Raw genomic sequence first — 23563 nt, 5'->3', positions numbered from 1 at the left:
GAGAACTAACACCCAAAAAATGTTTAAAATTAAATCGAACGAGGTGATTTTTAGAGAAATTTAAAAAAAAAGGTTGACTGAAATAAGACGTGCCTTATAATGCACATCCACACGGTAAGGGTGATTAGCTCAGTTGGGAGAGCACCTCCCTTACAAGGAGGGGGTCACTGGTTCGAACCCGGTATCACCCACCAATCTTTACCGTGACGTTTCAGCAATGAAACAGTGGGGTGATTAGCTCAGTTGGGAGAGCACCTCCCTTACAAGGAGGGGGTCACTGGTTCGAACCCGGTATCACCCACCATCTCTAGATGGGTCGTTAGCTCAGTCGGTAGAGCAGCGGACTTTTAATCCGTTGGTCGAGCGTTCGAATCGCTCACGACCCACCATTTTAATAGTATCTACACTCAATCAATAAACATTACCTAATCTAAACAAAGAAAAGCAACGAGAATGCCAGCATTCGATAAATTTGTCTGGAACTAATTTGAACAACGCGTAGTGTTGGCCCTGAAAGGATGAGCTATGCGATGTGCCGGATAATCAAGTTCACAACAGTCTATTTCAGAACATAAATATTGAATCACAAAACAACGCAATTAATTACGCTATACTAAACAAATAAATGCGATAAAATGATTAAGTTATTTATTTTTTAAGGAAGTCGTATGCTAAAGTTTCTTACAAAACTATCACTAGTTTTATGTTTTAGTATTGCTGCTAATGCTGATCAACAAACATTGTTTGATTTTAATCAGGAATATCAAAAAGCAACCGAACAAAATGATGCTGAAGCACAATATCATTTGGGTCTTATGTATACTGATGGTTCATATACTAAAAAACGTCAATTTAAAGGCATTGAAGATGGCTTTGAACAACAATCAAAAGCACAACCTGATTATATTAAGGCAAAAGAGTGGTTTGAAAAAGCAGCCAATCAAGGCCATATGGCTGCTCAACACAGTTTAGCTTTATTGTACTATAACGGGCAAGGAACAAAGCAAAACTATTTAAAAGGCATTGAGTGGGATACAAAAGCGGCTAAAAAAGGAGATGCCGTTGCGCAATATACATTAGCAACGCTCTATTACAATGGAACTGGCGTAAAACAGAACTATTTTAAAGCCAAACAATGGTTTGCTAAGGCTGCTGAACAAAACTATTCTGATGCAAAAGATCATTTAACTGTTGTAACAAAAAAGGTTAATGCTATCGTAGCCAAACAGCAAGCCAAGAAAAAGCAAGCTAGTAATAATGATTGCGGTTGTGATTAATATTAAATAAATGACGGAATGCTATTTTATTCATTATCATCATTAAAATAACGATAATTGGATAATTCAATCCATCAAAAAGTTAAAGCATAACCCCATAGATGTAATGATTTCTTATTCTATGGCAAAACAAAAGCCTGCTATTTAACGCTTTCCATCCATATTGGGTAAGATAATTGGTTGAATACCAAATAATCTTTTCAATCAAAAACAAAGATAAAAAAAGATGTCCACACAACTAAGCTTTGCTTTCAGTAAACTTGCCAAAATAACTGCAAAGAGGCTTGCAAACATGTCAAAAACATTCTTTAATTAAAATATAATGTGTTCATCTCCAACAAAGGCAATGACATGAAGAAATTACTATTGTTAATATGCTTATTTATATCGATAAATACGCCTATTTTTGCAACACAAAATACAAAATATAACTTTGATGCTGAATATAAAAAAGCGACTGAACAAAATAGTGCCGAAGCGCAAAACCACTTAGGTTATATGTACCAGTATGGTCAAAACGTTAAACAAGATTATGCTAAAGCTATTGAATGGTACAAAAAGTCGGCTAATCAAAATTATGCCGATGCACAAGTGAATTTAGGCTACATGTATAATTATGGTATCGGTGTGAAGAAAGATCTGCTTAAAGCAAAGCAACTCTATGAAAAAGCGGCTTCAAGTGGTTATGCTTTAGGTCTATTCAGTCTAGGGGCACTTTACGAATTTGCAGAAAAAAAACATTATCGCAAAGGAATTGAACAAAATTCAGATAATAATACTATTAGTCAAAACTATGTTAAGGCGAAAGATTTTTACGAAAAAGCGGTGCAACTAGGTAACAAAGAAGCTCAAAACAATCTGGGTGTATTTTATTATAGTGGAATTGTTGTTAAAAAGAACTATACCAAAGCTAGACAACTATATGAACAAGCAGCCAAGCAAGGAAACATATATGCACTGCATAATTTAGCAAATATGTATTACAATGGATTGGGCGGATTAAAAAAAGATTTTGCCAAAGGTGTAGAATTAGATACTCAATCTGCACAAAGCGGAAATCCTGAAGCACAATATAGCTTAGGTTGGTTATATTATAATGGTTCGTGGTTTGAAAAAGATTATACCAAAGCTAGGGTATGGTTTCAGCTTGCCGCTGAGCAAAACCATGCCAATTCCCAATACAATCTAGGTATTATCTATCAACAAGGATTAGGGGTCGCAAAAGACATTTATACCGCAAAACATTATTTTCAACAAGCTTGCCAAAATAACTACCAAGAGGCTTGCAAACATGTCAAAAACATTCTTTAGTAAAACAATTAAAGCTAGGAAGTGTTCAAGATAGGTGATCGATGATGGGCTATAAGCTGTGATAGCCATGACCTCTGTAAAAACACTATGAGTAAAATGGTGAAATGGTGAACTTACGCTTCAGGAAATAAATCATAAAAAACAATCAAGCAAGATGAGTAGAACCCATTTCAAACAAGTAGTTTTAAAAAATAACACGTTGCACAAGACTCATGATGAAATAGAAAGTCAATACTCAAGTTCCTTATGCGCATAATATTCCTATCCAAGGCAACTTTAACGAAAGTATACGCCTAAAAAATAGATTAATTGGCCAGATATACACAATAAAAACACTTGGTAAACTGTGTTCGGCGCAAAATCACCGGTCATGGAAAAGCAACTAGAGACTTTATTTTACTCATCGGACACACGTTTTGCTAACATGAAACCCGATGAATAATGAGTGATTGTCAAGTTAAGTTTGAGCTAAAATATATAATTAATGCGTTAAACCATAACCAAGCGGATAGAGTGCTTTCATGTCGTTTGGTAAATCTGACGCTTGCTGTTGCACGCTATCCATTGAATCGGGTAATGAAAATGGCATTTTAGCTAAATAAGGCTTGTTATCAAGTAATCGATCAAATAGTACTTCATCATTGACCCCAAAATTAGCAATAATTGCACTAGCATATTGTTTTAAAACTGTAAGAACAGCCGGTCTATCTAAATAAACGGTAACAACAACAGGATGCTTTTTACTTGCTTGTGCGATAAATTCAATATTTTTATCATTAGATGGAAATGCTAATGATCCTTCATGATGTTCTAAACCAAAAAAGTAACCTTTATGATTTTGTTCATAAGGCGCATTTATTCGAACGACAACGACATCAGCTTGATCTAAATCATCAACAATATTAACTTTATTCTTTAAAAGACTTTTAGTACCTGGCAAAAAACCATGTAGATAGATTTTATTAGTAGGATTTAATGGTAACGTTTTTTGTGTATTTTCAAGTAATACCAGCGAATTATATTGAGCTTGATTTGCCACTTTTTGAAAATCTTTATTGCCAACAAAACTTGTTTTGCTTAGATCAACATACGGTGTTTCAAATTGCCCTAAAGAAAACTTTTGCACCAAAATAGCCAATACTGCGTTATCGATGTCTTTTTCCGCAATTTTTTTGTTTTTAACAGCGGTTACAATAATTGAGCTATCACTAACACCACCAAATTGTTGAACTCCTGCTTGAATAGCTTTAATAAAACGTTGCTCTTTGGTCAGATCTTCAACCCCCCATGGCATTCCTTCTACTTTGGGTTTAACACCTAAAGGTGTGCCATTGACACAAACTTCATTACAATCACTCGTAATATTCCAATCACTCATGATAACACCTTTAAATTTATAGGTGTCACGTAATAAATCTTTTAATAAAAACGAATTAAATCCACCACCAACAGCATCAAGTTTATGATTATTTATTTGAGCATTTTTCAATATTGAATAAGTCGGCATGACACCAGCAACATCTGCTTCAAAAGCGCCAGTAAATGGAATAATATGCTCTTTCAAACTATCTTTTTGTGTAAAAAGTGCATATTTACCATAAGCACTATGACTATCAAAACCATTTTCGGCAGCGCCATATCCCACCCAATGTTTAACAACGGCGGCGACACTTTGTGAATTTAAACCATCTTTACCTTGCATTCCTGAGATATAACCTCTAACCATCTTTTTACTTAGTTCAGGATTTTCACCAAATGTACCTTCAAAGCGAGCCCAACGAGGTTCAGTACCCAAATCTGCCATTGGTGATAATGCTTGTGTTATCCCTAATGATCTATACTCTTGTCGAATTATATTACCATATTCATTAATATCTTTTTCGTGACCAATAGCCGCCATTCCTAACGTGCCAGGCCACTGGCTAAAACCACTATTTATGCCTAATTCATTGCCATAATAAAACGTATTTCTAGGATCAACGCTGATCGTTAATGGGATCGATAAACGAGAGGATTCAGCTATTTGTTGTAATTGATTATTTTGCTCTGCAAAATCCTTAGGATTAACCTCTAATCGGGTAATAAAGCTATTAACCTTATCATTCAAAATTAAAGCGGTCAGTTTTTCAAAATCGTACTTATCACCACGTCCAATATCATTATTTAAACTCGGCGCATTACCATGCATCATTATCCCAGCTTTTTCTTCTAATGACATTCTTGAAAGCAGATCCTGCGCACGTTGTTGTGGTGATAAACGCCAATCCTCATAAGGAGTTAGTTTTCCATCTTTATCCATATCCTTAAATTCAAGGTTATCAACAATAATTTTTTTTAATTGATGACTTTCAAGTTTGATTTGGTCAATAGCAAATAACGGGCTTGTTGTTAGAACAGCACTAATTAATAGTGCTGGTTTTAAAATCTTACTTTTCATCTTTTTATCCTTAAGTGACCTATGACACATTTATTATTAATATTAAATTCTTAAAATAGTTGATTTGAATACATAGCAACAAATCATCTTATGATTTGTTGCTATAGCGAATTAACGCCTCGCCTTTTTTGCCTTTATACAAAACAAAAAAACCTAAACACTTTGTTAACCAAAATGTTTAGGTTTTGCCTGTATCGTCAATTGATAATACAGTAACAATCCAAAATTATTCCATGTAAACTAACATTAATAAGATAAAGAAGATATCCTATCTTTTAATTTGTTGATGTAATTGTGATAAAAGTCACATTCTTAATTCATATGTTATTTAATAACTGATGATGAATTAATGATTTTTTATCGCAATACTCTTTAGCGCGGATTAAAAATCAGCCGAAACATAAAATATCTTTTTGTCAGTAATATACATGGCTAGCTTACAACTATCTGTTTAATTTTTATATACCACATAAATAACCAATCGGTAAGCGATATAGAACATTACAGTGCCAACAATGCAATCCAATATTACCCACATTCTTTTTTGTCTAAATAGTGGTGTGAGTAATCTTGCCCCATAACCAATACTAAAAAACCAGATGAATGAAACACAAACCGCGCCAATCAAAAAAGCGAGTTTTTGTTCACAGGTTAACGTGCCAGCAATCCCTCCTACAATAACAACAGTATCTAAATAGACATGAGGATTGAGCAGTGTGATTGCCAAAGTTGCTAGTACAACTTTTAATAAGCTGTTATTGTTAGGAACTTGGGATTCGATTTGCATACTACTTGTGCCTTTAATTGCACTTTTAAACGCACAAAAGCCATACCAAACTAAAAAAACCGCCCCTAATATCGCGAGTATATTAGTAATTAAAGGATTGCTACCAATAAAGATACCTACCCCAAAAATACCCACGGACATCAAAGCAAAATCACAGATAAAACAAATTGCCGACACATAAAAGATATGATTCTTTAATAACCCTTGCTTGAGCACAAATAAATTTTGAGCACCAATAGCAATAATTAGACTGGCTGAAATTAAAGCGCCACGTAATATTTCTGATAGCATTTGGTTATAACACCAGAATAAAATAGTAAAACATTAGCAATTAATCAATGATATCATAAGCTTTCAATAAATTAATCGAATTTATTTTTTTCTAACCATCGTAATTGCGTTCGATCTTTGTTTAAATAGAGGATGATCACACCTATCGCTAACCAAATAATGCCGACCATTTTTGCATCATTATCAATGTGAAATAATACGGGTAATAGCACAACAGTACCAATAATAGGCATAAAGATATCTAAAATCCATGAAAGCCAGCCTTTGGAGCCTTTTTTGAGCTTAAAATAACCAATTACAGATAAATGTAACATAATAAATGCCGTTAATGCGCCAATATCAACAAATGACACTAACGTTGGCAACCCTTTTGCATTATTCGCAGCAATAACTACTAAACATAAATTAAATAAAGCAGCAAATAAAATAGCCATTGTTGGCACACCGCTTTTTTCACCCACTTTAGCAAAAACTGGAGGTAAACGCTTATCACGCCCCATGCTAAATAAAAGGCGACTTGCTGCGGCTTGTCCAACCATTGCAGCAAATGATGCACCAATAGCTTTCATTAAACTTAGTGCCCATCCTAACCATAAATTAATTTCTTGATTAACAATATTATAGTAAGCTTTACCTTGTAGTTCGGGATGACTACGCAAATAGTCTGAGCTATAAGGATTAAGTAAAGCTCCAACATAAATTTGTACCACAAATAAACAACCGGCTAAAATTAAACAGCTCATAATCGCTTTACTGACTAAATTATGATGGCCACTATTTTCTTCAGAAAAAGTCGCAATAGCATCAAATCCCAAATAAGATAGTACAGCAATAGACACCGCATTAAATAGTTTACCCCAACTGAATAAATTCCCTCCAACAAAAGGTTGCAACCAATCTTTGCTACTCTCACTGGTTATTATTATCCACATACCAGTAGCTAACACAGCAAGCAGGACAATAATTTCAAATATTAGTATGATCAACGTGATTTTGGCCGATTTTTTGGCACCCATTAAATTCAGCGTGGTAGTTAACATAACAGCCACACAAGTCCATACCCATATTGGCACTTCGGGGATCAATGCATTGAACGATATGCCACTAAATAAATAAGCAACAGCAGGAATAAACATATAATCAAGTAGTAACAACCAGCCTACTAAAAATCCAGCATTAGGATGGATACCAATAGAGCAATAAGCGTAAACGGCGCCCGCATGCGGTAAAGCATTTGCCATTCTAGCATAAGAAAATGCAGTAAATGCCATTACCAAAGTGGCAACTATATAAACTAAAGCAACTGCACCATCACTTATCGCATCTAAAACGCCAAATAATCCTATAGGTGCTGCTGGACCAATAAAAAGCAATCCCAGAATAACCAAATCCCGGAACCGCATATTTTTACTTAACTGTTGCATAATTGTTTTCGTATCATAATCATCAATAAAGTAGAATGTTAAATGATTACTAAAAAACGCACTAAGATCAGCTTGTTATTAAGTTATAATTATTTGTTATAAGAAGATATTTAATGATGCTCTTTCACCTCATAGGTATACGACATTTTTGCGGTCTTACCTAACATGATAGAGGCACTACAATATTTTTCTGAAGCAAGTTTCACCGCTCTTTCAACTGCCTCGCTATCGACATTAATACCAGTAATAACTATATGAAAATTAATTGATGTATAAACTTTAGGAGAAGATTCGGCTTGAGTTTTATCAATCTCTATCCAAAGATCGCGAACATCTTTTTTATTATTTTTTAAAATAGCGATAATATCATAAGCCATACAGCCTGCTGCACCATGTAACAAAAGTTCCATAGGGCGAGCGCCACGATTGCGACCGCCATGTTCAATACCGCCATCCATCACTAATGAATGCCCACTTGCTGTTTCGCCCAAAAAACCAAAATCATCAATCCACTTTAAACGATCTTTCATTATTCGCTCCTTTCAATTTATCTTTAAACTTTTCATTCGTTACAATTTACGCAATAACATAAGCTTTTTTAAACATTCTGTCATCTTTTGACCTATTACTTTGTGATTAAACTTGATAATAATTTTGATTTATTTGCAAATAGATTCATTGGCTTATTGCAAATAGCTCAGGTAGAATAACCAAATTATTTGCAACAACATCTTTGTAAATATAATTAGAATCAATTATCTAGCCTTAACTTTCACTTAACAAACAAATAGCCAAGTGGTTCGCTTTACCACTACCTTAAGGATTGAATATGATTTTTGAGTTTGTCATTTTTCTTAGTATTGGCGCTGCTGCAGGATTATTAGCCGGTATGTTTGGTGTTGGTGGTGGCGTTTTAGTTATGCCATTTTTGCAACGATGTGGTGTTGATATGCGTAAAACCATCGGAACATCGGCCGCTTTCACTGTACCAGTTGCCATTGGTGGTACCATTGGCTATATCATCGCGGGTTGGAATAATCCACAATTACCAAACTACTGTTTAGGTTTTATTTATTTACCTGCAGCCTTAGTGATTATGCTAGCAAGCATCCCCATGGCCAAAGTAGGCGTGCAAATTGCGCAAAAATTATCAATTAAAAAATTAATCAGATTTTTTGGTCTATTTTTATTATTGCTCGCAATCAAGTTAATCATATATTAAACATTATTGGATATAAAAAAGGCCACAAAAGTGACCTTATAAATTTTGATACCAAATATCAATGACTATCTTGCCTCTTTGACGGCCAGTCCTAATTGCCAAACAGCCATTGCATAATGCGAACTATGGTTATAACGGGTGATAGTATAAAAGTTCGGTAATCCATACCAGAATTGGTAACGATCGCCCATATCCAAACGCAATAGACTCACCTGAGTATGCCCATCTAATGAACTTTGTGGTTTTAACCCAGCTTTTGCTAATGTTTCAATTGAGTATTTAGTGCTAAAACCAGTATCAAGTGATAGAGCCTGACCGTCAGCCATTACTGCCACTTTTTTACCACGTTGCCAACCATATGATTTAAAGTAGTTCGCCACACTACCAATTGCATCAACCGGATCCCATAAATCAATATGCCCATCGCGATTAAAATCAACAGCATGACGTCTAAATGCAGACGGCATAAATTGACCATATCCCATTGCACCAGCAAACGATCCATTTAAATCAAATGGATCTACGCCTTCATCACGACACATAACTAAAAAATCTTCTAATTCGTTAGAAAAATAATGCGCCCGTCTTGGATAGTCAAAAGCAAGTGTTGATAGAGCATCAATCACTTTAGTTTTACCCATTACCCTACCCCAGCCTGTTTCGACACCAATAATGCCTACAATAATTTCTGGCGGTACACCATATTCATTATAAGCACGTTGTAATTCTTTTTCGTATTGATTCCAAAAATCGACTCCACGAGGAAGATTGCTCGGTGTAATAAATTTATTTTTATATCGAATCCAAGCGCCATTCGGCAGCGTTGTTGAGCCAGCTTTTGGAGCTTGTTTATCCATTAAATTAATAACCCAATCAAGTTTATTGGTTTGTGCAAGCACATTGCGAAGCTGTTGACGATTAAAACCATGCTTACTTACCATTCTATCGATAAATTTTTCTTTATCTACAGCTAACGGAGGACTGGCGATTTTAGATTGATTGTGATCTTTTTCAAGATAAACACCGCCTTTAACATTAGTATGTCCGCGGTGTTCTTTCATAGGTGATGTTGAAGATCTACGACTACTACAAGCTGCAAGCAATAAAATTATGCTAATAAAAATGATAATACGCTGCATAAAAAATCCATATCTTAAGTAATTAAAAAATCGACAACATCATAAGATATTTCTTATTATTTAACAATATTTGGACATGATTTACCTTCAGCAACTTGTTTAATATTGTTTAAAGTGGTATCAGAAATATTTAGCAATGCTTCTTGTGTCAAAAAGGCCTGATGACCAGTAAAAATAACATTATGACAAGAAGACAAGCGACGGAATACATCATCTAAAATAACATCGTTAGATTTGTCTTCAAAGAATAGATCACGCTCATTTTCATAAACATCCATCCCCAAAGCGCCAATTTTTGTTTGTTTTAATGCATCAATAGCCGCTGTGGCGTCAAGTAATGCCCCTCGGCTGGTATTGATAATCATCACACCGTCTTTCATCTTTTGGAAAGACTCTTTATTCAGTAAGTGATAATTTTCAGGCGTCATTGGGCAATGTAACGTAATAACATCTGATTTTGCATATAACTCATCTAGCTCAACATATTGAGCTCCTAACTCAACAGCAATATCAGTAGGATAAGGATCGTAAGCAAGGATATGCATACCAAAACCTTTCAAGATACGGATAACTGCTTGACCAATTTTGCCAGTACCAATAACGCCAGCGGTACGATTATGCATATTAAATCCAGTTAATCCCTCTAACGAAAAATTAGCATCACGAGTGCGCTGATAGGCCTTATGTGTCCTTCTATTTAGCGTCATCATCAAAGCCACTGCATGTTCTGCAACAGCTTCTGGCGAATAAGCGGGCACGCGAACCACCGTAATACCCAATTTTTCAGCCTCTGCTAAATCAACATTGTCAAACCCAGCGCAACGAAGGGCTAAAATTTTAATGCCATAACTGGCTAATTTTTGTAGTACTTTTTTATCTACTTCGTCATTAACAAATGCACAAACCGCATGATAACCTTGGGCAGTAACAACTGTTTTATGGCTCAGTTTATGTTCATAATATTCAATATCGAAACCAAACTTTTTGTTCGCCATTTCTAAATGTTCTTTGTCGTAATGCTTACTGCTAAAAACAGCAACTTTAATTGAACTTTTCATCTTACTAAACCCCTCTTAATGGTAATTAGTTAACTTTTTAACTGGTTATTGGCATTAATTTTATACTGAAACACATAGTTTCCTGAAACTTTTTAACAAAACCTAAATAAAATAATGAATTTTTCGCTTTCAACATATTTGCAATATAACTTTTCTTATGTTGAAAATATGACTGTAGATAAACAGTTTATCTAAGCTTGCAGAATTATTTTTTAAATGTTGTGTGGTATGATAGCACTTTGCAAAAAAACTAACCAATAAAGTTAAATAATGAATAATGCGCAAAATTCACTTTTAAAAACAATTTTTACCACTAAAATGCTGATCTGCATTTTTACCGGCTTAGCTTCTGGGTTGCCCTTTTATTTATTATTACAACTATTACCAGCTTGGTTAGAAAGTGAAAGTATAAATATCAAAACAATTGGTGCGTTTTCATTAACACAAACTCCCTATATTTTGAAATTTATTTGGTCCCCCTTTATGGATAATATTTCATTATTTCATTTAGGACGGCGACGTGGTTGGATGCTTGGTTCGCAAATTGTACTTATCTTTTCAATCGCAATATTGGGGTTTCTTTCACCTTCATTAAATATTTGGTTAATCGCTGCTATTTGCTTCATTATTGCACTTTTTTCAGCTACGCAAGATGTCGCTCTTGATGCCTTTAGACGGGAATTATTACTTGATAAAGAATTAGGACTTGGTAATAGCATTCACACTAACGCCTATCGAGTTGCAGGTTTAGTGCCTGGATCATTATCACTGATATTATCAAACTCTCTACCATGGAATAGTGTTTTCATCATTACTGCACTATTTATGCTACCGGCTATCGTCATGACACTACTTGTTAAAGAACCAACTAATCAAACACCCAAAAATCATAATTTTGAAGATATCATTATTAGACCATTTAGTGAATTTATTACTCGAAATGGACTTAAAACAGCCATATTAATTTTAGCATTTATCTTTTTATATAAATTAGGCGATAGTATGGCAACCTCTTTAGCCACCCCTTTTTACTTACAAATGGGTTATAGCCGACCAGACATTGGTTGGATTGCTAAAAACGCCTCTTTATGGCCAAGCGTATTTGGTGCATTAATAGGGGGGATTTTGATGATTAAAATAGGTATAAACCGCGCACTATGGTCTTTTGGTATTGTACAGGTCATTTCAATTTTAGGTTTTGCTTGGCTTTCAATAGAAGGCCCTTTTACTGTCATAGGGACATCCCAAAAAACATTATTAGCCATAGTAATTGGTTTTGAATCACTTGGCGTTGGTCTTGGTTCGGCCGCTTTTGTTGCGTTTATTGCTAAAACAACCAATCCCCTTTATACCGCAACCCAATTTGCTTTATTTACCAGTATTGCATCTATCCCAAGAACATTAATTAATGCTACAACAGGTATTATGGTTGAACATTTGGGATGGACAACATTTTTTGGTTTATGTACGATTCTTGCCATTCCAGGTATGCTATTATTATTAAAAGTGGCCCCGTGGAATATCAAATCTTAGGAGAAAATATGGATAAATTAACCCAAGCATTCGACTTTAGACATGCATGTAAAAAATTTGATGACACAAAAAAAATTACGGATGATGATATTCAATACATTTTGGAAGCAGGTCGGCAATCTCCTTCATCATTTGGCATGGAGCCATGGCATTTTGTGGTTGTTGACAGTAGCAAAATAAAAGCAGAATTACGTAATGTTTGCTACAATCAAGAACAAGTCACCAGTTGCTCACATTTTGTGATTGTGCTTTATCGAAAAGCGAATAATTTTACATTACAGAGCGATTATTTACGACGTGCAATTGCGCGCACTTTACCCGATCCAAATAATCAAACATCTATTGATATTGCCTGCCAAGCATTTATCAATTTTTGCGAGCAAGGGCTTGCTGATGGCTTAACGATCAACCATTGGTCAGAAATGCAAGATTACATCGCTTGTGCCAATATGATGACTGCTGCGGCATTTCGCGGTATTGATTCATGTGCTATTGGTGGGTTCGACCATGATAAAGTGATAAAAATGCTAGAAAAACATATTCCACAAATTGGTGAAGAATCATTTGGGGTAGGGCTTTGTTTAGCTTTTGGTTATCGAATCAATGAACCAGCAGCGCATGTTCGTTGGCCACTTGCTGATTTAACGACGTATCTTACTGATAATCACTAAACAGATATAGCAACTTGCTACCTTCAATCGCCACATAGCGAATGAAGGTAGATAAAAAACAGGCAAAATCATTATTCAATTGATTGATAGAGCGCTTCGGCGTCAGCTGAAGCTGAGTCCATAATAAAAGCAATTCCAGATAAAATATTACCAATCTGAGGATCGCTGACATTTTGTTGTACCGAATTTAAAATCTCTTGTGCCCAATTAATTTTTGTAAGTACAGCTTCTACACTTTCTTTTGAAGGATTATTCATAGCATCTCCCCCGTTTTGTTAGGATGTCAAATAAATCGATAATCAAAACTACATTATCAGACAATAGAAAAAGGAATTTAAGAATAAGAAAGGGACGTATTTTAAACGCTACAAAGCAAAAACAAAAACCAATATCGTTTTAAAAATCACAACTAATTTTAAAAGAACCGAAAAGGAACAGATAACCCAATTATTTAACGTTAATAAAGCCTATTGTCATTACCTATTGCTACAATAACCAATTTTTTTGCACGATAAAGATTGATAATGTTAGACTTACTGCCATTAATTGCGCGAGTTTTGTCTAAAGTTGCCAAAATTGAAAATAAATAAGGATTTAAAATGAAAACCAAACATGCACGTTTATTAATACTCGGTTCTGGTCCAGCAGGTTATACTGCAGCGGTTTATGCCGCACGCGCTAACCTGTCTCCTGTGTTAATTACTGGAATGCAACAAGGCGGACAACTGACAACAACCACAGAGCTTGAAAACTGGCCAGCTGGCGCACCTGATTTAACGGGACCAGAATTAATGGTCAAAATGAAAGAACATGCCGAAAGATTTAATACTGAAATTATTTTAGATCAGATCGATCGTGTTGATTTTAGTTCTAAGCCGTATAAACTTTTTGGTAGTGAGACTGAATATAGTTGTGATGCCCTTATTATTGCAACTGGCGCATCAGCACAATACCTTGGTTTACCGTCAGAAGAAGCATTCAAAAGCAAAGGCGTATCTGCTTGTGCAACCTGCGATGGTTTTTTTTATCGCAACCAAAAAGTTGCCGTAGTGGGTGGCGGCAATACTGCGGTTGAAGAAACGCTGTATTTAGCCAATATTGCTAGCGAAGTCCATTTAATTCACCGTCGAGATAGCTTTAGAGCTGAGAAAATATTGATGGACCGTTTGGATCAAAAAATTAAGGAAGGCAAAGTTATCCTACATACACATCGCATTATCGACGAAGTACTAGGCGATAATATGGGCGTGACTGGTGTTAGGATCCGCAGCACACAAGATCCCAATATAACCGAACAATTATCAGTTTTAGGCGTATTTATCGCAATTGGCCACAAGCCAAACACCACCATATTTGAAGGTCAGCTTGAACTCAACGGTGGTTATATCAAAGTACAATCAGGTACGCAAGGCAACGCCACTCAAACCAGTGTCGAGGGAATTTTTGCTGCTGGTGATGTAATGGATCATATCTATCGTCAAGCAATCACGTCAGCCGGTACGGGCTGTATGGCGGCTTTAGATGCTGAACACTATTTGGATAACTTAAAATAAGCAGTAAAAATCTTTATGTCATTAGATAAAAAACGCCAGACCTATCTACTTGGCTGGTTAAAACAGCATGCAAAAAGGCATAAAGCTAATTTGCGAGCTTCAATTTTAACTGGCTTTATTTTAACGGTATTAATCATTATCCAAGCGGGATTGCTTGCAATAATTTTGCAAAGAATCATTATTGAACAACAACATTTTGTAGATATTCTACCCTTTTTTGGCGCATTAATTGCGGTACTACTCGCTCGAGCGGGTTTAATCTATCTACGCGAAAAAATCAACTTTGCTATAGGCAAAAAAGTTCGGCAGCAAATTCGACAGCAAGTAATTGATCAACTTGAGCTACATGGGCCTGCTTATCTAAATCAAAGTACTATTGGCGCATGGAGCACGTTGCTCATTGAACAAATTGATAAATTGCATGACTTTTTTGCCCGTTATCTACCCCAAATGCGCTTGGCAAGCATGGCACCGATTTTAATCTGTATTGCTATCTTCCCATTTAACTGGGCTGCTGCTGCAATTTTGCTTTGCACGGCACCTCTGATTCCTATCTTTATGATTTTAGTGGGAATGGGGGCTGCTGATATTAACCGCCGTCATTTTAAAGCTCTCGCTTATTTAAGTGGTCACTTTTTAGATCGTTTAAAGGGGCTTAATACCATTCGACTATTCGACCAAGGCGAAAAACAGACCAACGAAATCGCCCGCGCGTCTGAACATTTTCGAATCAAAACCATGCAAGTCCTAAAAGTCGCGTTTTTATCTTCCGCAGTGTTAGAGTTTTTTACTTCTATTTCGATCGCCATTGTCGCGGTTTATTTTGGCTTTTCGTATTTAGGCGAATTTAATTTTGGCACATACAATGGCACCGTTACCTTATTTGCAGGTTTTTTTGCACTAATCTTAGCCCCTGAGTACTTTCAACCTTTACGTGATTTAGGCACTTACTATCATGCCAAAGCCGAAGCAATCGCCGCGGCTGATAATATCGAAACGTTTTTAATTAAAAAATTATCACAAGAACAAACCAAGGCTAATACCGCAAACATCAAATTGACTGAACCACTACAAACCATTGAAGCCAATAACTTAATTGTTTTATCTAGCGAACAACAACCGATTGTTGGTCCGTTATCGTTTAGCCTGCAAACACCATTTAAATTGGCTTTAATAGGTACAAGTGGCGAAGGTAAAACCTCGTTAATACAAGTACTACTCGGCTTTTTATCTTATCAAGGCTCACTAAAAATTAATGGTATTGAATTTAATCAATTAGATATTAATAACTGGCAACAACACATTAGCTGGATTGGACAAAATCCTTACCTGTTAAATAGTTCTATTCGCGATAATATTTTACTTGGCAAGCAAAATGCCACTGAAAAAGAACTTGATGAAGTGATAACCAAAACCCAATTAACCGATGTCATTGCAAAATTACCACAGGGTATTGAAACCCAAGTTGGTGAAGATGCGGTACGTTTGTCGGTTGGGCAAGCACAGCGGATCGCTTTAGCAAGAGCAATGCTTAAACCTTGCCAATTACTGATTCTTGATGAACCAACTGCCAGCTTAGATAAACAAACCATACAAAATTTGGATAAGCAACATATAGCACCCAATAGCATCACCATCACTCATCAAACAGATGATATGCAAGATTTTGCACAGATCTGGCTATTAGCTAATGGCAAGCTACATTGTGATATCAAGGAGAATTTATGCTAGCCATATTGCGCCCCTATATAGCCCTTTATAAACACTATTTTTGGCAAATTTTATTTGGCTTATCGCTATCGATTCTCACACTGCTTGCTAGCGTATTTTTATTATCCCTATCGGGTTGGTTTTTAGCCTCTACCGCTTTTGTTGGCGTGGCTGGTTTATATACATTTAATTATATGTTGCCTGCGGCAGGTGTGCGAGCGGCAGCCATTACTCGAACCGTTTCACGTTATATGGAGCGTTTGGTTGATCACAATACCACATTTAAGATTTTGGCTTATTTAAGAACACTTGCTTTTCGTAAAATTTTACCACTAAGTACCCATCAATTAGCTCATTACCAACGAGCAGACTTGCTTAATCGCTTTATTGTCGATATTGATGCACTTGATCACTTATACCTAAAACTCTTTTCGCCCATTGTAACCGCGTTAGTTACCATTGGCGTTTTGTTCGTAGGGTTAGCAAGCATAAACTTACCCATTGCGTTAATCATTACCATTATCCTTACAACTACTTTACTTGTGGTACCTGTTATCTTTTATCAAGCTGGAAAACAGCTAGGTAAAACACTAGCTAAACAACAAAGTGAATACCGATTATTATTAATTAATTACCTACAAGGACAAGCTGAACTTATCCTATTTAATGCACAACCACGCTATCGCGCGAAACTTGATGAGCTTGAATCAAACTGGCTCTATAATCAACAACGGCAATCAACATTAATGGCGCTATCAAGTGCATTGGTCTTGCTTATTGCTGGCTTTTTAACGTTACTGGTTCTGTGGCTAATTACCCAATACACTCTATCCCCTTTAGTGGCTTTATTTGTATTTGTTAGTCTTGCAAGTGCCGAAATACTCATGCCAATTCCTGGTGCATTTATCTTTTTAGGGCAAGTACTCACTTCTGCCACACGTACAACGGCTATTTTTAACCAAATACCCGATATCCAATTTATTGACAAAGGTAAAGCGATAGATTTAAGTTCGGCAAAATTGCAATTTGAACAAATTAATTTCAGCTATCCCAATCAACCCTTTGCGGTATTAACGGATTTTTCGTTGACAATAGAACAAGGTGAACATATTGGTGTGGTTGGTAAAACAGGTTGCGGTAAATCAACCTTATTAAGTCTGGTTAATCGCACATGGGAACCTCAATTAGGCCATATCTATATCAACGGTATTGAGCTTAATCAACTTGACGAAAAAACACTACGACAAGCTATCGCCATGGTGCCTCAAGTGATCACTATTTTTAGCGACACCTTAAGGCAAAACTTGCTAATAGGCAATCAACAAGCTACCGAGCAACAGTTAATCGACGTATTACACCAAGTTGAACTCGACAAATTACTCACAACCGAGCAAGGTTTAGATTTACTAGTTGGACAAGGTGGTCGCGCTTTATCGGGCGGTGAAATTCGCCGAATTGGCATAGCAAGGGCATTACTGCATAATTCACCGTTAATTTTAATGGATGAACCCACAGAAAGCCTTGATCAACAAACAGAACAACAAATTATTCGATTGATCAAACAAACATGCAAAAATAAAACACTAATCATGGTTACGCATCGTTTGACTGATAATCCGTTGTTCGATAGGATTATTTCACTTTGACAAGTGGCTGAATTTAGGCAGGATTCAATTGCGGTTAAAAGGCAATATTGACCTTTGAGAGTCGTAAAAAATCCGAGTGTTTTTCTTATAAAAAACATTTAGGCAGGAAATTAATATTTTCAATTAAAATCAAATATTTATATATTTATTTTTGTTGCAATGGTTGGTTTTGGGTGTTGTGAAAGATTGGTATGTATTTTATAAAAACATTCTGATATCAATTTTTTATTGATTTTAAAAAAAAGCGCTTTTGCAGTTTAACCACAAAAGCGCAAACTTATCATCATCAGCTCAGTCACCTATGCTGAGCTGCTTTCTCTGATTGCTTGTCCTTAATTAATATCATCCCCTCCTACCTAAGACTAAGAACTAAAAAACTATGGAGTGACGCAAAGCCCCTCATAATCGATATACGCAGGGTTACGCAACACTTGACCGTCAAATGTGGTCACAGCAAAGTACGTATTGTCACCCGTTGGATCACTTACTGGGTGGCCGTCGTTACCAAAATCTGAACCCTCGGTATAATGGTACATGGCGCCCCACTCCGTGAAAAATCCAGCCCCTATTTGGCGCTGGTAATAATTACCTTTTGATGACGGCGTGGCACCAACAGCACCTTGACATTCGTGTCTGTCGAAACCTCGACAGAACGCATTGGTAAGGTCTTTTACTTTTGGAAGTCGATAGCCTAAACCATCACACCACTCGGCGTGGGTTGGAGCATTATAATTCCATACGCTATTGCGCAGGAGGAACCACTTCTGTAATACAAATCCATATGTTACAACCACATTACCCTCTTTATCTTTACCCACTAACTCGAATGTCTGCGGTAAATTTGGCTTGCCAACTAGACCTAGGTAAGTTGGATGTTGACTGATTTCAAGGTAATTACCGTTTTCATCAACATCATCATCATTTACTCTAGGGCCTGTTAAGATAACACGCGTCACATCTTCTGGACCATCAAGCCAATCATCCTCATAATGGCTTGTTGCTTTCTGTGTCACCGTAGCGGTTATTCCCTCATGTGTAACTGGCTCCCATGTCAATTCACTTGCATCAACACCTTCTATGTCTAAATCAAAATATAATCCATTAGCACCCGTGGTCGGAAAATTAAGCGCATATGATGAGGGGTTGATTGATTGCGTAAAGAATCCTTTCTTTGGATGCCATATGCCAGCAGGACCGGCGTTTTCACGTGTGCCGTAAACCAAATTCGGCCGAGCGAAGTTGATGAATGGTGATGGCGATAATACGATTGCATCACTACGATTATTAACGACTCGACCATTTTTGCTGGCCAATGCCTGCGAATGCCATAAAGACGACAATAACAACAATGCAAACGGGAGTTTTAGGGGTAATTTTGATAATAGTCTGAGGAGATAAATTCGAGGAGAGAGTAAAAACTTGTTTAATGTGTTATGTGATAAATTTAAGGCAACTGTTCGCTGTTCGCTGTTCGCTGTTCGCTGTTCGCTGTTCGCTGTTCGCTGTTCGCTGTTCGCTGTTCGCTGTTCGCTGTTCGCTGTTCAAAATGATAATACATTATAGTTCACCCGTCAATTAAATTGTTGTTTTATTTATCTTTTATATGTCTAATTGCTTGTTAAATAAACTGATTTTTAGTTGATCGAAGTATAACTGTTTAAAAAAATCTTGGCTAGTATTTTTTAATTTTAGTAAAGTTTTGTTAATGTGTTAGATTCAGCTTTGGGATGCCGTGAGTTTCGGACATTTTATCCTTTGATCAAAAAATAACTTTAGTGGCAATCTCTGAAACCTATTTAAATCCCAAACAATCTTTTGCTCAAAAATCTTTCAGGTAACAACGATAACATCGTTAAGCCTAAAAGAGGATCTTTTAACTGAAAACGTAAAATCGCTGCTTAACAAAGAGTAAATCATCGGTTTTAGCCGTTAACACCAACTGTAACGCCCTAAAAACGACCATAAAAGATAGATGAGTGCTATTAATAAATATGCATATCTTATTTTTTTATTTTTTATTAAAAATAACAGACAAATACAGGGAATTAAAAAAATTATCGGTTCAGCTGTATATCGTCCACCCGATGGAAGTTGGCAGAGGTTATCGATATCGCCTGATTCCAACATCCATTCGTAATGAGAAGTTGAAAATAAATTAATTAAACCTAATAGCAAAAACAAATAGATAAACGAAACAAGTTTCATAATCTACCCAAAATCCTTTTAATTTTAATTTTAATTTAAATTATGATGTTATGATTATTTTACCTGCTTTGTAGTACCATTCAAAAAAGCTACTACAACTTAAAACAATAACCATCGCCAATAGCGCTACCTTGGGCACCAAATTGGCGCAAATTATGATCGACTGCGTTCATTGATTGCCAGTGGTTTTCGCACCAATCTGGCGCTAGCAAGGTTGGCTTTCTAGCGTTAGCTGAAATGCGATGATATAAAATATTGGCGGGCGTTTGCCTGATGATATCGCCAGCAATATCGACATATTGATCTAATGATAAAACGCCAAGACGCCCAGCTCGCCATGCTTTTGCCATAATACTGCCATCAACAATATGCAAAGGGTGCAATTTTAAGCCATCAACACCACTATTTAATACACGTTCAAGCGTGATTAAATTATCTTGTTTGGTTTCTTTGGGTAAGCCAATAATTAAGTGAGTGCACACTTTAATACCAAGATTACGAGCTTTTTGTACGGTTTGATGATAATCGTTAAAAGTATGTCCACGATTTATATCATGTAAGGTTTTATCATGAGCGGTTTGTAAGCCCAGTTCTAACCATACTTCAAAACCTTGAGATTGATAACCTGCCAGTAAATCAAGTGCTTCATTCGGTACGCAATCAGGGCGAGTACCCACACAAAGCCCAACAATATCAGCACTATTTAGTGCCTGTTCATACATATTTTTTAGGATTGCAACTTCAGCATAAGTACTGGTGTAGGCTTGAAAGTATGCAAGATAGCGTTTAGATTTTTTCATTTGATGGGCTTGCGATACAAGTTGATCGGCAATTGATTTAACTTGAATCGACTCATCAATAATCGAGGCAACATTACAAAAAGTACACCCCCCCAAGCCGATAGTGCCGTCGCGGTTAGGACAGCTAAATCCCCCGTGTAAGGTCAGTTTATAGATCTTTTCGCCATATCGACGCTGAAGATCGGAACCAAAAGTATTGACGACAAGATGAAGTTGCATAATAGACCAAAAATAAAATTTTGTTTATTTTACGGAGTTAGGGTATTTAGTTCAAGCAACGATATATGAAACTTGTTTCTTACTTAAAATCAATTCCATTACTCCTATTTTTGCACTATTAAATAGCCATTTTTAATTAAGAGTAAGGGTTTACTTATCGTTGATCAATAAGATTTATGGAACATCTTCTTTTTTAAACTTAAATGATTGATTTTAATAAAAAGAAAAAAACATCAATAAAATCAATTTAATACCTAATTACTTTTTAAGAAAATCCTCACAAAACCAGCTATTTTTGCACCTTGCTTATCAATAAGTATATAATATCCCTTTCCAATTTGAGGCAACCTGCATGCAACTGGCGTTTTGTATCTATAAATATTTTCCTTTTGGTGGTTTGCAACGTGATTTTTTGCAAATTGCTAAGGCTTGTCAAGCTCGTGGTCATCGTGTGCGAATTTATGTGATGGCGTGGCAAGGCGATAAGCCTGCTGGGTTTGATATTATTTTAGTGCCTAGAAAGGGCTGGTCGAATCATAGCTGTAATCTATCTTATTACCATTGGGTTAAAATGCATTTGCAAGCGAATCCGGTTGACTGTGTAGTTGGCTTTAATAAAATGCCTGGCTTGGATGTCTATTTTTCAGGGGATACCAGCTTTGCTGAAAAAGTATCGCATAAGGGCTTTTTTTATAAATTGTCTAAACGCTGTAAGCATTATTTGGCTTTTGAAGATGCGGTATTTAATCAACATAGCCAAACCAAAGTCATGGTTTTGACTAAACAGCAAATTAGTGATTTTGAGCACTATTACCATACTGATCCATCTCGATTTTACCTTTTGCCACCCGGTATTGCGCAAGATCGCCAATACAATCATGAGTCGCTAGCTAAAGGTAAGCAATTTAGACAAGCCAATCAAATTGATGAACATAATTTTGTGATGGTACAAATTGGCTCAGATTTTAAACGAAAAGGGGTGGATCGTTCGTTAATCGCCATTGCAGCTTTACCTAACGAATTAAAGCAAAAAGTCACTTTTTTAGTGGTAGGACAAGACAAACCCGATGCTTATCAAAAACTAGCTGCAAAACTGGGCATTGAGCATCAAGTTCGTTTTTTTGCAGGGCGTAATGATATCCCTGACTTTTTATTTGCAGCAAATTTGCTATTGCACCCAGCAAGGCAAGAAGCCGCCGGTATGGTTTTGGTTGAAGGATTGGTCGCTGGTGTGCCGGTTATTGTATCGGGCATTTCAGGGTATGCTTATCATATACACGATGCAAACGCTGGGGTGATCCTTGCCGAGCCTTTTGTACAAGCAGATCTCAATCAGGCGGTACAAAATGCCATAACCAATCACGATCAATTAATAACATGGCATAACAATGCGATAAATTATGGTAAAACGGCGGATTTGTATCATTTAGCGCAGCGAGCCGCAGATATTATTTTAGGTTGTGATAATCATGAATGAAATTGAGTTAAAATCACCTTTTGATCAGTTGTGGAGCGGTAAAGATCCATTTGCTGAGGTTGAGTTAATATCGGGTAAAGTCTATCGTGCAGTTAAACAACGCAAAACGTTGAATTTTGAGCTTGCTGGGCAATCTTACTTTATTAAAATTCATCGTGGCACAACGGTTAAAGAGATTGTGAAAAATCTAATTTCGTTACGTTTACCCGTTTTAGATGCTAAGCAGGAATGGGGTGCTATTCATCGCCTAGCGCAAGCTGGCGTAAATACCATGGATGGGCGTGCTTTTGGACGCAAAGGATTAAATCCGTTGACTCGTTATTCATTTATTATCACTCAAGATCTTAATCCGACAATCAGTTTAGAAGATTTTACAAACTCGTGGCTAACTAAGCCGCCAAGCTATCACTTAAAACGTTCTTTAATTGTTTATTTGGCAAAAATGGTAGCTAAAATGCACGCTGCTGGTGTTAATCATCGTGACTGTTATTTGTGTCATTTTTTGCTGGATTTACCGCTATTTGAAAATCAGCAGCAAATCAAATTATCGGTTATCGATTTACACCGAGCACAGACTCGCAATAAAGTGCCTACTCGCTGGCGAGATAAAGATTTAATTGGGCTTTATTTTTCATCAACTAAAATTGGCTTAACTGATCGTGATATTTGGCTGTTTTTAAAAATCTATTTTAATAAGCCTCTGAAAACCATTGTGTATGATGAATCGAAATTAATTAATAGTACGCACAAAAAAGCAGAACGAATTCGTAAACGCACCGAAAAGTATCACCTTTAGCCATAAG

Annotated in this window: 20 protein-coding genes and 3 tRNA genes; 13 read left to right on the top strand and 10 right to left on the bottom strand. The window is 36.3% G+C overall.

What is annotated here, in order from left to right; translation table 11 throughout:
- The first annotated feature begins 118 nt into the window (after nt 1–118).
- From GYY69_RS00310 to GYY69_RS00290, 5 genes are all read left to right on the top strand, one after another.
- Nucleotides 119–194 (top strand) — tRNA-Val (locus tag GYY69_RS00310).
- 34 nt (nt 195–228) lie between these two features.
- A tRNA-Val gene (locus GYY69_RS00305) sits at nt 229–304 on the top strand.
- Between the two features lie 9 nt (nt 305–313).
- Nucleotides 314–389 (top strand) — tRNA-Lys (locus tag GYY69_RS00300).
- A 279-nt stretch (nt 390–668) separates the two neighbouring features.
- Nucleotides 669–1277 (top strand): tetratricopeptide repeat protein, encoded by a 609-nt coding sequence (locus GYY69_RS00295; RefSeq protein WP_174795884.1) that lies wholly within the window; start codon nt 669–671, stop codon nt 1275–1277.
- 351 nt (nt 1278–1628) lie between these two features.
- Nucleotides 1629–2588: a tetratricopeptide repeat protein gene (locus GYY69_RS00290; protein ID WP_174795883.1), complete on the top strand. Its 960-nt coding sequence runs from the start codon at nt 1629–1631 to the stop codon at nt 2586–2588.
- A 481-nt stretch (nt 2589–3069) separates the two neighbouring features.
- Here the strand turns inward: GYY69_RS00290 and GYY69_RS00285 are convergent, their stop codons facing one another.
- From GYY69_RS00285 to GYY69_RS00270, 4 genes are all read right to left on the bottom strand, one after another.
- Nucleotides 3070–5025 carry a glycoside hydrolase family 3 protein gene (locus GYY69_RS00285; RefSeq protein ID WP_174795882.1) on the bottom strand — a complete coding sequence of 652 codons (1956 nt, stop codon included), beginning with the start codon at nt 5023–5025 and terminating at the stop codon, nt 3070–3072.
- A 451-nt stretch (nt 5026–5476) separates the two neighbouring features.
- Nucleotides 5477–6103 carry a LysE/ArgO family amino acid transporter gene (locus GYY69_RS00280; RefSeq protein ID WP_174795881.1) on the bottom strand — a complete coding sequence of 209 codons (627 nt, stop codon included), beginning with the start codon at nt 6101–6103 and terminating at the stop codon, nt 5477–5479.
- 71 nt (nt 6104–6174) lie between these two features.
- A complete protein-coding gene (locus GYY69_RS00275) occupies nt 6175–7527 on the bottom strand; it encodes an APC family permease (RefSeq protein WP_174795880.1) in 1353 nt (450 codons plus the stop codon).
- 110 nt (nt 7528–7637) lie between these two features.
- Nucleotides 7638–8057: an OsmC family protein gene (locus GYY69_RS00270; RefSeq protein WP_174795879.1), complete on the bottom strand. Its 420-nt coding sequence runs from the start codon at nt 8055–8057 to the stop codon at nt 7638–7640.
- A gap of 299 nt (nt 8058–8356) precedes the next feature.
- Between GYY69_RS00270 and GYY69_RS00265 the strand changes: the two genes are divergently transcribed.
- Complete coding sequence (locus GYY69_RS00265; protein WP_174795878.1) at nt 8357–8749, top strand: sulfite exporter TauE/SafE family protein; 393 nt, start codon at nt 8357–8359, stop codon at nt 8747–8749.
- Nucleotides 8750–8814: 65 nt separating this feature from the next.
- Here the strand turns inward: GYY69_RS00265 and mltB are convergent, their stop codons facing one another.
- A complete protein-coding gene (gene mltB / locus GYY69_RS00260) occupies nt 8815–9888 on the bottom strand; it encodes a lytic murein transglycosylase B (RefSeq protein ID WP_174795877.1) in 1074 nt (357 codons plus the stop codon).
- Nucleotides 9889–9944: 56 nt separating this feature from the next.
- A complete protein-coding gene (locus GYY69_RS00255; RefSeq protein WP_174796141.1) occupies nt 9945–10934 on the bottom strand; it encodes an NAD(P)-dependent oxidoreductase in 990 nt (329 codons plus the stop codon).
- Between the two features lie 282 nt (nt 10935–11216).
- Here GYY69_RS00255 and GYY69_RS00250 point away from each other — a divergent pair, with 282 nt between their 5' ends.
- Nucleotides 11217–12479, top strand: coding sequence for an AmpG family muropeptide MFS transporter (locus tag GYY69_RS00250; RefSeq protein WP_174795876.1), 1263 nt, complete (start codon nt 11217–11219; stop codon nt 12477–12479).
- Nucleotides 12480–12487: 8 nt separating this feature from the next.
- The gene (locus GYY69_RS00245) at nt 12488–13150 is read left to right on the top strand and encodes an NAD(P)H-dependent oxidoreductase (RefSeq protein ID WP_174795875.1); all 663 of its coding nucleotides are present in this window, start codon (nt 12488–12490) and stop codon (nt 13148–13150) included.
- A gap of 71 nt (nt 13151–13221) precedes the next feature.
- Here GYY69_RS00245 and GYY69_RS00240 read toward each other — a convergent pair whose 3' ends face one another.
- A complete protein-coding gene (locus tag GYY69_RS00240) occupies nt 13222–13407 on the bottom strand; it encodes a hypothetical protein (protein ID WP_065585956.1) in 186 nt (61 codons plus the stop codon).
- 342 nt (nt 13408–13749) lie between these two features.
- On the opposite strand from GYY69_RS00240, the gene trxB reads away from it, so the two are divergent.
- From trxB to cydC, 3 genes are read left to right on the top strand one after another with little or no spacing between them, the layout of a single operon-like run.
- A complete protein-coding gene (trxB, locus tag GYY69_RS00235) occupies nt 13750–14703 on the top strand; it encodes a thioredoxin-disulfide reductase (protein ID WP_174795874.1) in 954 nt (317 codons plus the stop codon).
- 15 nt (nt 14704–14718) lie between these two features.
- Nucleotides 14719–16434, top strand: a complete 1716-nt coding sequence (gene cydD, locus GYY69_RS00230; RefSeq protein ID WP_174795873.1) for a heme ABC transporter permease/ATP-binding protein CydD — start codon at nt 14719–14721, stop codon at nt 16432–16434.
- Entirely contained in the window at nt 16428–18059 is a 1632-nt protein-coding gene (cydC, locus tag GYY69_RS00225) for a heme ABC transporter ATP-binding protein/permease CydC (RefSeq protein WP_174795872.1), read from the top strand. The genes cydD and cydC overlap by 7 nt, the downstream gene beginning before the upstream one ends.
- Nucleotides 18060–18436: 377 nt before the next feature.
- Here cydC and GYY69_RS00220 read toward each other — a convergent pair whose 3' ends face one another.
- From GYY69_RS00220 to GYY69_RS00210, 3 genes are all read right to left on the bottom strand, one after another.
- The gene (locus GYY69_RS00220) at nt 18437–19399 is read right to left on the bottom strand and encodes a hypothetical protein (RefSeq protein WP_174795871.1); all 963 of its coding nucleotides are present in this window, start codon (nt 19397–19399) and stop codon (nt 18437–18439) included.
- Nucleotides 19400–19988: 589 nt separating this feature from the next.
- Nucleotides 19989–20264, bottom strand: a complete 276-nt coding sequence (locus tag GYY69_RS00215; protein WP_174795870.1) for a DUF2645 family protein — start codon at nt 20262–20264, stop codon at nt 19989–19991.
- Nucleotides 20265–20356: 92 nt separating this feature from the next.
- A complete protein-coding gene (locus GYY69_RS00210) occupies nt 20357–21283 on the bottom strand; it encodes a TIGR01212 family radical SAM protein (protein WP_174795869.1) in 927 nt (308 codons plus the stop codon).
- A gap of 352 nt (nt 21284–21635) precedes the next feature.
- On the opposite strand from GYY69_RS00210, the gene GYY69_RS00205 reads away from it, so the two are divergent.
- Together GYY69_RS00205 and rfaP are read left to right on the top strand one after the other, a co-directional pair.
- The gene (locus GYY69_RS00205) at nt 21636–22760 is read left to right on the top strand and encodes a glycosyltransferase family 4 protein (protein WP_174795868.1); all 1125 of its coding nucleotides are present in this window, start codon (nt 21636–21638) and stop codon (nt 22758–22760) included.
- Nucleotides 22753–23556 carry a lipopolysaccharide core heptose(I) kinase RfaP gene (gene rfaP, locus GYY69_RS00200; RefSeq protein ID WP_174795867.1) on the top strand — a complete coding sequence of 268 codons (804 nt, stop codon included), beginning with the start codon at nt 22753–22755 and terminating at the stop codon, nt 23554–23556. Before GYY69_RS00205 ends, rfaP begins: the two co-directional genes overlap by 8 nt.
- Nucleotides 23557–23563 lie beyond the last annotated feature (7 nt).

Source organism: Gilliamella sp. ESL0250 (assembly GCF_013345045.1).
Classification (GTDB): domain Bacteria; phylum Pseudomonadota; class Gammaproteobacteria; order Enterobacterales; family Orbaceae; genus Gilliamella; species Gilliamella apicola_H.
This window is presented reverse-complemented; position numbering and strand designations above follow the sequence as displayed.